The following is a 13,058-nucleotide window of genomic DNA, read 5'->3' on the forward strand; positions in this document are numbered from 1 at the left end:
CGCCCACGCCGCCCACGACGTGCATCGACCCTCTTTATCCACGTCGTCACGATTGTTCCCGATTGCGCCGGCGTTTCGGATTCGTATAATAAGCAGGCTTATTATTTCTGTTCGACCTGACCCGACCGCTTACTTACCCGCTCACTCACGCACCCGAACGGCTCACGATGACCGCTGTTACGCAGGACGGCGCCGCCGCGTCGCGTCCGGCGCCGCCGCACGACGACGCGCCGCGCAAGGACGCGCCCCATACGGAAGCGCCATTGAATCGCGGCATGATCACGCTCTCGATCATGCTGGCGACGCTGATGCAGACGCTCGACAGCACGATCGCCAACGTCGCGCTGCCGCATATGCAGGGCACGCTCTCGGCCTCGCAGGACGAGATCACGTGGGTGCTCACGTCGTACATCGTGGCGGCGGCCATCGCCACGCCGCTCACGGGCTGGCTCGCCGACCGGTACGGCGTGAAGAAGCTGCTGGGCGTGGCGATCGCGGGCTTCACGCTGGCGTCGGCGCTGTGCGGGTTCTCGGAAACGCTCGGCGAAATCGTGCTTTCGCGCCTGTTGCAGGGCATTTTCGGCGCGTCGCTCGTGCCGCTTTCGCAGTCGATTCTTCTCGACATCAATCCGCGCGAGCGCCAGGGCCAGGCCATGGCCGTCTGGGGCATGGGCGTGATGGTCGGGCCGGTGCTCGGGCCCACGCTCGGCGGCTGGCTCACGGACAGCTACAACTGGCGCTGGGTGTTCTTCATCAACGTGCCGATCGGCGCGTTCGCGCTGTTCGGCGTCTCGACCTTCCTGCCCGCGCGCGAGCCGCTGCGCGAGTCGCGCTTCGATCTGTTCGGCTTCGCCACGCTCGCGCTCGCCATCGGCGCATTGCAGGCGATGCTCGACCGCGGCGAGCAACTCGACTGGTTCGGCTCGCTGGAGATCCGCATCGAGGCGCTGCTCGCGGTGCTGGCGTTCGCGTTCTTCATCGTGCATACGGCGTCGTCCGGGCCGACGACGTTCTTCCGCTACCAGTTGCTCAAGGACCGCAATTTCGCCACCGGCACGTTCTTCATTTTCGTGATCGGCGCGGTGCTCTACGCCACGCGCGCGCTGCTGCCGCCGATGCTGCAGAACCTGATGGGCTATCCGGTCGCCACCACCGGCCTCGTCACCGCACCGAGCGGCGCGGGCACGATGATCGCCATGCTGATCGCGGGGCGCATGCTCAAGCACGTCGACGCGCGCGCGATGCTGCTGTTCGGCTTCGTGGTGTCGGCGTATGCGCTCTGGCAGATGATGCAGTACACCATCGTGCTGTCCGCGTCCGATATCGTCTGGCCCGGCGTGGTGCAGGGCTTCGGTCTCGGCTTCGTGTTCGTGCCGCTGTCGGCGCTCACGTTCTCCACGCTCACGCCGCAACTGCGCGCCGACGGCACGGCCACGTACAGCCTGATGCGCAACATCGGCAGCAGTATCGGCATCTCGATCGTGCAGACTTTCGTCACGCGCGGCACGCAGGTCGCGCATTCGGATCTCGCCGCCAACATCACGCCGTTCAACCCCGCGGTGCAGCCGATGCTCGAAGCCGGATCGCGCTACGATCTCGCGGTGCTGAACCAGTCGATCACGCAGCAGGCGACCATGATTGCGTATCTGAACGACTTCAAGATGATGTTCGTCGCCACGCTGCTGGTGATTCCGCTGCTGGTGTTCATCCGGCCTTCCTCGCACGCCGCGGGCGCCGCCGAGGCGAACCACGCGGCCATGGACTGAGACGGATTTGCCGATGCACTGAACCCGTCTCGCCGCTTCTTTTCCTGTTTCACCCCGTCGTGCGCGCGGCCCGGTCCGCGCGCGATGCTTTTTGCCGCTCCATTTAGCGAACTCCGATGCTCTCCGCTGTTTCCATCCTGCTGCCCGTCTTTGGCCTCATCTTCGCGGGCTTCGCCTGCCGCCGCTTCGGCGTGCTCGGCCCCGCCGCCGCCTCCGAACTGAACCGCTTCGTCGTCTGGCTTGCGCTGCCCGCGCTGCTGTTCGACATCCTCGCGCACGCCACCTGGCATGAACTCTTCCAGCCGGGGTTCGTGGCCGCGTTCGGCATCGCGGGCCTCGCGGTGTTCGTGGGCGTGGTCGCGGTGCGCCTGTTCCTCGGCCGCCCGCTCGCCGATGCGAGTATCGACGGCCTCGCCGCCGCCTATCCGAACACCGGTTACGTGGGCTTTCCGCTCTGCATGATCGCGTTCGGGCCGTCGAGCCTCACGCCCACTACCATCGCGACGATCCTCGTGGTGTGCGTGCTGTTCGCCATCGCCATCGTGCTGATCGAAACGGGGCTGCAAAGCGAGCGCCGCCCGCACCGTCTGCTGATCAAGGTGGTGCGCTCGCTCATGCGCAATCCGCTGCTGGTCGCGCCCGCGCTGGGCGCGCTGATGTCCGGCCTGCACGTGACGATGCCCGCGAGCGCCGAAACCTTCCTCAAGCTGCTCGGCGGCGCGGCGAGCCCGTGTGCGCTGGTGAGCCTCGGCCTGTTCCTTGCCGAGCGCCGCGCGAAAAGCGACGCGCCGAAGGAGTCGTCGTGGTGGCTCACGCTCTCGAAGCTGGTGGCGCAGCCCGCGCTCACGTGGCTGCTCGCCGACCGCGTGTTCGGCCTTTCGCCGCAACTGGTGGAGACGGCCGTGCTGCTCGCCGCGCTGCCGACCGGCACGGGTCCGTTCATGCTCGCGGAGTATTACAAGCGCGAGGCGCACGTGACCGGGCGCACGATCCTGCATTCGACGCTCGGCTCGCTCGTCACGCTCACGCTGATCCTGCTGCATCTGCATCACGGCTGACGGTCGCGCTCCGGGACGATTCAGCCTGCGAATGCGGCACGCGGTTTGCTGACCGATAGCCGTCAGCATCGATCAGGAGATGACGATGAAGCGGCTTTCTCGCAGCGGCGCGGCGCTCGCGCTCCTCGTTCTCATGGCGCTCGGCAGCAGCGCCTGCACGCTCGGCGGCGCGGCCGCGGGCGGCTATGTCGGCAACAAGGCGACGAACGGCAGTGCCGTCGGCACGGTCGGCGGTGCGGTCGCGGGCGGCGTGATCGGGCACGAACTCGGCAAGTAGTCACGCGGCCCCGCGCACCGTGAACGCACGCTAGAACGCGCCGTGCGTTCGCCGTGCGTTCGCCGTCGCTCGCGGCGTTCCGCGCTACGCCGGACAAAATTGGGATGAATTGATTTAAGGCAGGAAGTCGCGTAATGCACGCGATTCCTGACCTGAATCGCTCTGTTTTCCTTCTTCGTCAGACTATTCTTCCTACCTGTTCGAAGCCGTAATCCGACGGTTTCGCACAGGCGGCGAGGCGTCGCGCCGACGCGTCTCGCCAGGTTGTCATCGCAGCCCACACGGCTGCATCACACCTGTTCGGGAGAGCGCATGTCTGATGCGACACCTTCCGGCACCGCCCTTACACAGGGCGGCGCCGCGAGCGGTAATGAGCGCGATGCGGAGGGCAAAGGGGCGCCGAAAATCGGCGTCGTGGCCGCCACGCTCATGGTGGCCGGCAACATGATGGGCTCGGGCGTCTTCATGCTGCCCGCCAATCTCGCCGCCACGGGCGGCATTTCCATTTTCGGCTGGCTGATCACGGTGGTGGGCGCGGTGTCGCTCGGGCTCGTGTTCGCCAAACTGGCCGCCATCGAGCCGCTCGCGGGCGGCCCCTACGCCTACGCGCGCAAATCGTTCGGCAACTACGTCGGCTACCAGACCAACCTGATCTACTGGCTTGCCAACGTGCTCGGCAACACCGGGCTCGCGGTCGCGGGCCTCGGCTATCTCACGCACTTTTTTCCTTCGCTGCGCGACCCGCTCACGTTCGCCGCCGCGCAGATCTTCGTGATCTGGCTGCTGACCTACGCGAACATTCTCGGCCCGCAGGTGGTCGCGCGCGTGCAGTCGGTCACGACGATCATCGCGCTCATTCCGATCGTCGGCATGGCGGTGTTCGGCTGGTTCTGGTTCAGCGGCGCGGTCTACATGTCGGGCTGGAACGTGAGCGGCGGCAACGCGTTCAGCGCGATCGGCTCGACGCTGAACTTCACGCTGTGGGCGTTCATCGGCGTGGAAAGCGCCTCGGTGTCCACGGCCGTGGTGGCCAATCCGCAGCGCAACGTGCCGATCGCGACCGTGGGCGGCGTGGTGATCGCGGCCGTGTGCTACGTGCTCAGCTCGACCGTCATCATGGGGATGATCCCGAACAAGGCGCTGATCGCCTCGAACGCGCCGTTCGCGGACGCCGCACGCGTCGCGCTCGGCAGCACGGCGGCGAACGCGGTCGCGCTGTGCGCGGCGCTCGGCTGCCTCGGCTCGCTCGGCGGCTGGACGCTGCTGGTCGGCCAGACCGCGAAAGCGGCCGCCGACGACGGTCTGTTCGGCAACGTCTTCGCCCGCGTGAATGCGAAGAACGTGCCGTCGGCGGGGCTTGCCATCGTCGCGACGATCATGACCGTGCAGGTGCTCGCGACCATGTCGCCGAACGCGAGCGAGCAGTTCGGCAAGATCGCGTCGATCGCCGTGATCATGACGCTGCTGCCGTACATCTATTCGTGCATCGCGATCAAGGTGCTCGGCTACGGGAAGATGTCGCCGCATCAGTTCTCGTTCTACACGGTCGTCGGGCTGATCGGCGCGGTCTACGCGCTCTGGGCGATGGTCGGCTCGGACGGCCAGCAGACGCGCTGGTCGCTGATCTTCGTGATCGCGACGGTGGTGTTCTACGAGTTGTCGGTGAATCGCCAGCGCGAGATCACTGAAAAGCATCTGCATCCCGGCGGGCGCGTGCCCGGCTGGGTGCGTTACATGTCGTTCGGCGTCGCCGTGGTGGCGCTCGTCGCGACCTTCTGGATGTCGGTGGGCCGCGATCGCGGCCTCACGCTGCGGCCGCGCGTGCCGCTGCCGGGCGTCGCGAGCGCGCCGGTGGCGACGGTTGCGCCAGCCGCGTCGCCGACGCCGTCCGCCACGCCCGCCACGCCTTCCACGAACTCGGAGAATGCTTCATGAGCACTGTGACCCCGCTACACGCGTCGCGCCGCCTCGGCATGCGCGCGCTCTTCGTCCATCCGCAGATCGAGGCCGCCACGGCCAACGGCCGCGCCGCGCGCGCGCTGATCGAGGAACTGCGCGAGCGTCTCGTCGACGTGGTGACGGCCGCGAGCGCCGACGACGCCGTCGCCGTGATCGGCGCCGATCCGGGCGTGCAGTGTCTGCTGCTCGACTGGGAACTCGGCACGGCCGCCGGTGACGCCGACGCCGGTTCGCACGCCAGCGCGCACGCCGCCGCGCGCACGGTGCTCGACGCGCTGCGCGCGCGCAACGCGACGCTGCCCGTGTTCCTGCTCGCGGATCGCACGAGCGCGGCCGGCGTGCCCGTCGAAGCGATGCGCCAGGCCGACGACTTCATCTGGATGCTCGAGGACACCACGTCGTTCATCGGCGGGCGCGTCGTCGCGGCCATCGAGCGTTACCGCGAAACCGTGCTGCCGCCGATGTTCGGCGCGCTCGCGCGCTTCTCGCGCGTCTATGAATATTCGTGGCACACGCCCGGCCACACGGGCGGCACGGCCTTCCTCAAGTCGACGGTCGGGCGCGCGTTCTTCGAGTTCTTCGGCGAGCAGTTGTTTCGCTCCGACCTGTCGATCTCGGTGGGCGAACTGGGTTCGCTGCTCGATCACAGCGGGCCGATCGGCGCGAGCGAGAAGTACGCCGCGCGCGTGTTCGGCGCGCATCGCAGCTATCACGTGACCAACGGCTCGTCGACCTCGAACCGCGTGATCGTGATGGCGAGCGTGACGCGCAACGAAGTCGCGCTGTGCGACCGCAACTGCCACAAGTCCGTCGAGCACGCGATGACGCTCGCGGGCGCGATTCCCACGTATCTCGTGCCGTCGCGCAACCGTTACGGCATCATCGGGCCGATCATGCCCGAGCGGCTCACGAAAGCGGCGATACGGCTCGCCATCGAGCAGAATCCGCTGGTGAAGGGGCGCCCCGAGGTGAAGCCGAAGCCGGTGCACGCGCTCATCACCAACTCGACTTACGACGGCCTCTGCTACAACGTCGCGCGCGTGGAAGCGCTGCTCGGCGAGAGCGTGGACCGCCTGCATTTCGACGAAGCGTGGTACGGCTACGCGCGTTTCAATCCGCTTTATCGCGAGCGCTACGCGATGCACGGCGACCCCGCCGAGCACGACGCGAGCCGCCCGACCGTGTTCGCCACGCAATCGACGCACAAGCTGCTCGCCGCGCTCTCGCAGGCCTCGTTCATTCACGTGCGCAACGGGCGCAGCGCGATTGGCCACGCGCGCTTCAACGAGTCGTTCATGATGCACGCGTCGACCTCGCCGCAATACGCGATCATCGCGTCGAACGACGTGAGCGCCGCGATGATGGACGGCCCCGGCGGCATCGCGCTGACGACCGACGCGATGCGCGAGGCGATCGGCTTTCGTCAGATGCTCGCGCGTCTCGCCGCCGGTTTCGACGATCGCGACGACTGGTTCTTCCACGTCTGGCAGCCCGGCTCCGTGGTGGACCGGCAGAGCGCGCGCCGCTACGCCTTTCACGACGCGCCCGAAGCGCTGCTGTTGCAGGACCCGTCGTGCTGGGTGCTGCATCCGGAGGACGACTGGCACGGTTTCGGCCGCATCGAGGACGGCTACTGCATGCTCGATCCGATCAAGGTGTCGATCGTGACGCCGGGCGTGGCGCCGCACGGCGGGCTGTTGCCGGTGGGCATTCCGGCCAGCGTGGTGACGGCGTATCTGGATCGCCAGGGCGTGGTGGTCGAAAAGACCGCGGACTTCACGATCCTGTTCCTGTTTTCGATCGGCGTGACCAAAGGCAAGTGGGGCACGCTTGTGAACACGCTGCTTGATTTCAAGCGCGACTACGACGCGAACGCGCCGCTCGAACACGTGCTGCCCGAACTTGTCGAACAGCATCCGCAGCGCTATGCGGGCATCGGGCTGCGCGAACTGTGCGACCGCATGTTCGCGGCGATGCGCGATCTGCGCACGACCGAGCTGCTCGCGCAGGCGTTTTCCACGCTGCCGCATCCCGATTGCAGTCCCGCCGAAGCGTACGAGCGGCTCGTCCACAACGACATCGAAACGCTCGAACTCGCGCGCATGGAAGGACGCACGGTGGCGACCGGCGTGGTGCCGTATCCGCCCGGCATTCCGCTGCTGATGCCCGGCGAAAATGCCGGCGACGGCGATGGGCCGTTCCTCGGCTATCTGAAGGCGCTCGAAGCGTTCGACCGGCGGTTTCCGGGCTTCGCGCACGATACGCACGGCGTGGAAGCCGAAGACGGCGTGTACCGTATCGCGTGTCTGAAGAAGGGCGCGCCGGACGCTTGAGGGCGCTTGCGTTGCACCTTCGTCGAGCAAAAAACGGGCCGATCGCGAGATCGGCCCATGGTGTTTTGTTGAGCGAGCGCGGCGAACGACGCCCGGCCAGCCTATTTGACCGCGCCGAGCGCGAGCCCCTTCACCATATAACGCTGAAGCCACGCGAACACCACCGACACCGGCAGCGTCGCCGCGAGCGTGGCGGCCATCACCAGTTCCCATTCGACCGTGTACTTGCCCGCGACCATGTCCGTGACCTGCACGGTCAGCGTCTTGTTCTCGGGCGAGCGGATCAGCGTGTAGACCACGGCGAACTCGTTCCACGCGCTGATGAACGTGAAGATCGCCGTGACCACCACCGCCGGAATCGCGAGCGGCAGGAACACGCGGAACACCGCGCCCGTGCGGCTCGATCCTTCGAGCCACGCCGATTCTTCGAGATCGCGCGGCACGGTCTGGAAATACGACGACAGCATCCACACCGCGAAGGCGATATTGAACGCCGCATACGAGACGATCACGCCGAGCTTCGAATCGACGAGATTGCCGTCGCCGTACGGAATCATTGCGGCGAGGCGGAACAGGCCCACCACCAGCAGGATCGGCGAGAGCATCTGCGTGACCAGCAGGAACTGGCGATACGCGCCGCGTCCGCGAAACGGAAAGCGCGCGAGCGCGTAGGCGGCGGGCAGGCTCACCGCGAGCGCGAGCGCCGTGGAGAGGAACGAGATCACGATGCTGTTGCGCAGCGCGACGCCGAAGTTCGCGGCCTGCCACATATCGACGTAATTTTCCCAGCGCCAATGCTGCGGCAACCAGCGCGCCGGGTAGACGAATACTTCGTTGGCGGGCTTGAACGACGTAAAGAACATCACCGCGAACGGGAACAGCACGGCGACCACCAGCGGCGAAAGCGCGAGCCAGCACCAGAGCGAGCGTTTGAGCTTGCGGTTCATGCGAGGTCTCCTTGCGCGCCGCCGCGTTTGGCCTGCACGCGCAGATACGCCACCGAAAACGCGAACAGGATCACGAGCATGATGAGCGACACCGCCGCCGCTTCGCCCGGACGCCCGAGCCGGAAGCCGAGTTCGTAGAGATAGGTGACGAGGATGTGCGTGCTGTCGTCGGGACCGCCTTGCGTCATCACCCAGATGATCGGAAACGAATTGAACACGTAGATCACGTTGAGCAGGATCGCCATGTTGATGAAGGGCTTGAGCAGCGGCAGCGTGAGCAGGCGGAACTGCTGCCAGGCGCTCGCGCCGTCGATGCGCGCGGCTTCGTAGATGTCGCCCGGAACCGACGACAAGCCGCCGAGAAAGATCGTGGTGGTGAACGGAATCGACACCAGAATGCCGACGGCGATTTCCACCGGAAACGCGTACTCGGGCGTGGCGAGCCAGTGAATCGGCCCGGCGATCAGGCCGAGCTTTTGCAGCGTGACGTTGACCATGCCGTAGTCGTCGTTGAAGGCCCAGCGCCACACCACGGCGGTCATGGTGAGCGACACCGACCACGGCAGCATGACGATCGTGCGCGCGATGCCGCGCCCGTAGAAGTCCTGATTCAGCACGAGCGCGACCGGCACGGAGATCGCCACCGTGCCCACCACGACGCAGAAGGTCCAGATGATGGTGTTTTTCAGCGCGGTCAGGAACACGGGGTCGCCGAACACGTTGAGGAAGTTCTGCAAGCCGCTGAAGTCGCGGATCTGGCCGAAGCGCGACACGTCGTGCAGCGACTGCCAGACGATATTGAAGATCGGATAGCTGATGATGAACAGCGCGAGCGCGAGGCTCGGCACGATCAGCAGCCAGGGCGCGCGGGGCGCGGAAACGTTGCGGGCGGCGCGGTCGGGGCGGCTCATGCTGGGGCTTTGGCGTGCGCGTGTGGGGTCGGGGGCAGCGCCGTCCGCCGGAGCGGCTGGCGGTGTCGGCTTCAGGGGACCCGTGGTCATGTCGTGAGGCGTCCGGTCGGTCGATGAAACAGCGTGAAGCAGGATGACGCAAGCGGCGCGACGCGTAGCGGTGCTGCGGGCTACGCGTCGCGCCGGTTCGGGCCGGTTCGTGCCGGTTCGTGCCGGTTCGTGCAGCAGGCGCACGCCGCGGCGTGCCGCCTGCTGACGTAATGCTCGCTTACTTGCCGAGCGACTTGTTCGCTTCGGTCGCGGCCTGGTTCAGCGCGTCGGCGGGCTTGGCCTTGCCGAGATAGATCGACTGCATCGCGTTGGTCACGGCCTTGGCGGTGTCTTCCCAGCCGGTCACGGTCGGCGCGAACTTCGCGTGCGGCAGCAACGCGACGAAGGCCTTCGTGTCCGGATCCTGGAACGCCGGGTCGCTCGCTTCGGCCTTGGTCGTCGGCAGGAAGCCTTCGGTGCTCGTGAACTCCACGCGCGGCTGCTTCGTGAACAGGAAGTCGAGGAACTTCCAGGCGCTCTTCTTCACCTTCGAGTTCTTGAACATCATGATCGAGTCGGTGACCGCGTAGGTGGCCGGCGCGGTCGCGACCGGAATCGGGTCGATGCCGTACTTGATGTTCGGCGCTTCCTTCTTCAGCTGCTTGGCGAGGAACGGCGCGGAGATCATCATCGCCACGCGGCCCTGCTTGAAGAGGTTCTGCACGTCTTCGCGGCTGTAGCCCGTAACGCCCGGCTCGGTCAGACCTTCGTCGATCATGGTCTTGTAGAGCGTGGCGGCCTTCACGCCGGCGGCCGAATTGAACGCGGCCTTGTTGTCCTTGCCCACCACGTCGCCGCCGTGCGTCCACAGCGCGTAGTAGAAGTACACGTCGGTTTCGATTTCCTTGCCTTGCAGACCGAAGCCCGCGATGCCCTTCGCCTTGAGCTTCTTCGAGGCGTCGATCACGTCGTTCCAGGTCTTCGGGCCGTTCGGATAGCCGACCGATGCGAGCATGTCCTTGTTGTAGTAGAGCGCGCGCGCCGAGGCCGCGATCGGCAGGCCGTAGATCTTGCCGTTGATCTCGCCCGGCGCGAGGAACGGACCGATGAAGCGGCCCTTGAAGTTCGCGTCCATGTACGGATCGAGCGGCTCGGCGATGTCGTCCTTCACGAAGTCGAGCAGCCAGCGCGTGCCGATGATCGCGAGGTCGGCGTTGGCGCCGCCGGAGATGTCGGTCTGAAGTTTCTGTTGCAGCGAGTCCCAGTTCACGTCTTCGATCTTGATGGTCGTGCCGGGATTGGCGGCCTCGAACTGCTTGGCCATTTTCTCGAAGTACGGCGCGGTGGCGTCGCTGTAGTGCGCGACGGTCACGCGCACCGTGTCGGCGTGCGCCGCGACGGCGATGCCGGCGAACGCGAGCGCGGCGGCCAGCTTGCCGAGCGTGAGGGTTGCACGTTGCTGAAACGACATTCTGACTCTCCTATGTGGTCTTCCTGTTTTATTGCACCGACTGCCGCCGCCTGGATGGGCGCGTTTTTTTGCTGCCTGTTTTTTGTGCCAGTTGCCTTGTTTGAAAAAATCCTACAGGATGAAAAAAACGTTGTCACCTGGGAAACGCGATATTGTTTTCTGCTCCTGAATTTGCATAACATGCCGTAAAACATGGGGGAAATCATGCAGTGCACTATGTGGGACGCCTGCGTGTAAACCCGCAACGGATCGCATGCCAAACGATATTTAACGTGCGTCTGTTGGAAATTTACAGGCCCGCTGGCGCGCACGCCGGCGGGCTTTTTCAGTCGATACGCGGAGAGTTCGAACATGAGCCGGGTAGTGCTGGTGACGGGCGCGAGCGGCGGCATCGGCCGTGCGCTGTGCAAGCGATTTCTCGACGACGGCGACACCGTGCTCGCGCTCGACCGCGACGCGGCGGGCGTGCAGCAACTCGCCGACGAATTCGGCGCGCAACGGCTTGAGGCGCTGGCCGCCGACGTGAGCGATCCGCTCGCGATGGCCGACGCCGTGGCGCGCGGCGTGGCGGCGCGCGGTCCGGTCGACGTGGCGGTCGCCAATGCGGGCGGCGCGCTCGGCACGACGCTCGCGCATACCGATGCGGCGAGCTGGCGGCGCGACGTCGACCTCAATCTCAACGGCACCTACAACACGATCGAAACCGTGCGAACGGCGATGATCGAACGCAGGCGCGGCGTGATGGTGCTGATCGGCTCCGTGAACGGACTGAGCGCGCTCGGGCATCCCGCGTACAGCGCCGCGAAGGCGGGCCTCGTGAGCTACACGAAGGCGCTCGCGATGGAGCTGGGGCCGCACGGCATCCGCGCCAACATCGTGTGTCCGGGCACCGTGAAGACGCCCGCGTGGCGCGCGCGCGTGGAGCAGCATCCGGCCATCTTCGAACAACTGAGCAAGTGGTATCCGCTCGGCGATGTGGCCGAACCCGCCGATATCGCCGACGCCGTGCATTTTCTGGCGTCGCCGCAAGCGCGCGTGATTACCGGCGTGGCCTTGCCGGTGGATGCGGGCCTCATGGCGGGCAACCGGCTGATGGCGAACGAGCTGACGCTCGATCCGTTCTGAGCCGCAGAAAAGCCGCTAAAACAAGCAGGAAAACACACGCAAGCAGCGATAACAGCACACGACAGCACACGAGGACAGCATGGCAGCGGTACAACTGAACGGCATCTACAAGCGCTACGGCGACACGCAGGTCGTGCACGGCGTCGACCTCGACATCGAGGACGGCGAGTTCGTCGTGCTGGTCGGACCGTCGGGCTGCGGCAAGACCACCTTGATGCGCATGATCGCGGGTCTCGAAGATATTTCGGGCGGCGACCTCACGATCGGCGGCACGCGCGCGAACGCGTTGCCGCCGCAGCAGCGCAATATCTCGATGGTGTTCCAGAGCTACGCGCTCTATCCGCATCTTTCGGTGTACGACAACATCGCGTTCGGCCCGCGCATCCGCAAGGAACGCGAGGACGGCTTCAAGCCGCGCATCGAAGCCGCCGCGAAGATGCTCAATCTCTCGAACTATCTCGACCGCCTGCCGCGCGCGTTGTCGGGCGGTCAGCGCCAGCGCGTGGCGATGGGCCGCGCCGTGGTGCGCGAGCCGTCGCTGTTCCTGTTCGACGAACCGCTCTCGAATCTCGACGCCAAGCTGCGCGTGCAGATGCGCACCGAAATCAAGGCGCTGCATCAGCGGCTGCGCAACACGGTCGTCTACGTCACGCACGACCAGATCGAAGCGATGACGATGGCCGACCGCATCGTCGTGATGAACTCGGGGCGTATCGAGCAGATCGGCCGCCCGCTCGATCTCTACGACAAGCCTGGCAATCTGTTCGTGGCGAGCTTTCTCGGTTCGCCGTCGATGAACTTCGTGGCGGGCAGCGTGATGAACGACGCGCGCGGCACGGCGCTCGTGCTCGACGACGGTGTGCGCATCGCGCTGCCCGAAGGCCGCGCGCAGGCGGGCGCGCGCGTGACGCTGGGGATTCGTCCCGAGCATGTGGAGGCCAACGCGGGCGAGGTGCCGTTCAGCGTCGAGGTGATCGAGCCGACTGGCGCGGAAACGCACTTGTACGGGAAAATAGGCGGCCAGTCATGGTGCGTCACGACCCGCGCGCGTCCCGGCATCGAACCGGGCCAGCGCATGACGCTCGGTCTGCCTCTCGCGCATCTGCATCTGTTCGACACCGAAAGCGGCAAGCGTCTCGATTGAAGCATTGAACCCGGGCGTCGGGCGTCTCGCATCTTCC

Annotated in this window: 10 protein-coding genes; 7 read left to right on the top strand and 3 right to left on the bottom strand. The window is 66.1% G+C overall.

Annotation, left to right across the window (positions count from 1 at the left end; genetic code table 11):
* The first annotated feature begins 275 nt into the window (after nt 1-275).
* The 5 genes from BMY06_RS01415 to BMY06_RS01435 all read left to right on the top strand — a co-directional run bounded on the left by BMY06_RS01415 (nt 276) and on the right by BMY06_RS01435 (nt 7,393).
* Nucleotides 276-1,766: a DHA2 family efflux MFS transporter permease subunit gene (locus BMY06_RS01415; RefSeq protein WP_065057715.1), complete on the top strand. Its 1,491-nt coding sequence runs from the start codon at nt 276-278 to the stop codon at nt 1,764-1,766.
* Between the two features lie 116 nt (nt 1,767-1,882).
* Nucleotides 1,883-2,824, top strand: coding sequence for an AEC family transporter (locus BMY06_RS01420; protein WP_074981200.1), 942 nt, complete (start codon nt 1,883-1,885; stop codon nt 2,822-2,824).
* A gap of 79 nt (nt 2,825-2,903) precedes the next feature.
* On the top strand, nt 2,904-3,101 hold the full coding sequence (locus tag BMY06_RS01425; RefSeq protein ID WP_065057560.1) for a glycine zipper 2TM domain-containing protein: 198 nt from the start codon (nt 2,904-2,906) through the stop codon (nt 3,099-3,101).
* A 312-nt stretch (nt 3,102-3,413) separates the two neighbouring features.
* On the top strand, nt 3,414-5,036 hold the full coding sequence (gene adiC / locus BMY06_RS01430; RefSeq protein ID WP_080180827.1) for an arginine/agmatine antiporter: 1,623 nt from the start codon (nt 3,414-3,416) through the stop codon (nt 5,034-5,036).
* The gene (locus tag BMY06_RS01435) at nt 5,033-7,393 is read left to right on the top strand and encodes an Orn/Lys/Arg family decarboxylase (protein WP_074981202.1); all 2,361 of its coding nucleotides are present in this window, start codon (nt 5,033-5,035) and stop codon (nt 7,391-7,393) included. The genes adiC and BMY06_RS01435 overlap by 4 nt, the downstream gene beginning before the upstream one ends.
* Before the next feature lie 101 nt (nt 7,394-7,494).
* Here the strand turns inward: BMY06_RS01435 and BMY06_RS01440 are convergent, their stop codons facing one another.
* The 3 genes from BMY06_RS01440 to BMY06_RS01450 form a co-directional block, all read right to left on the bottom strand.
* Nucleotides 7,495-8,340 carry a carbohydrate ABC transporter permease gene (locus BMY06_RS01440; RefSeq protein WP_065057562.1) on the bottom strand — a complete coding sequence of 282 codons (846 nt, stop codon included), beginning with the start codon at nt 8,338-8,340 and terminating at the stop codon, nt 7,495-7,497.
* The gene (locus tag BMY06_RS01445) at nt 8,337-9,251 is read right to left on the bottom strand and encodes a carbohydrate ABC transporter permease (RefSeq protein ID WP_065057563.1); all 915 of its coding nucleotides are present in this window, start codon (nt 9,249-9,251) and stop codon (nt 8,337-8,339) included. The genes BMY06_RS01440 and BMY06_RS01445 overlap by 4 nt, the downstream gene beginning before the upstream one ends.
* 268 nt (nt 9,252-9,519) lie before the next feature.
* On the bottom strand, nt 9,520-10,752 hold the full coding sequence (locus BMY06_RS01450) for an ABC transporter substrate-binding protein (protein WP_065057564.1): 1,233 nt from the start codon (nt 10,750-10,752) through the stop codon (nt 9,520-9,522).
* Nucleotides 10,753-11,103: 351 nt separating this feature from the next.
* On the opposite strand from BMY06_RS01450, the gene BMY06_RS01455 reads away from it, so the two are divergent.
* Nucleotides 11,104-11,877 (top strand): SDR family oxidoreductase, encoded by a 774-nt coding sequence (locus BMY06_RS01455; protein WP_074981204.1) that lies wholly within the window; start codon nt 11,104-11,106, stop codon nt 11,875-11,877.
* 79 nt (nt 11,878-11,956) lie between these two features.
* Nucleotides 11,957-13,021, top strand: a complete 1,065-nt coding sequence (locus BMY06_RS01460; RefSeq protein WP_065057566.1) for an ABC transporter ATP-binding protein — start codon at nt 11,957-11,959, stop codon at nt 13,019-13,021.
* The last annotated feature ends 37 nt before the right edge of the window (nt 13,022-13,058 follow it).

This window comes from Paraburkholderia tropica (assembly GCF_900109265.1).
GTDB lineage: Bacteria > Pseudomonadota > Gammaproteobacteria > Burkholderiales > Burkholderiaceae > Paraburkholderia > Paraburkholderia tropica.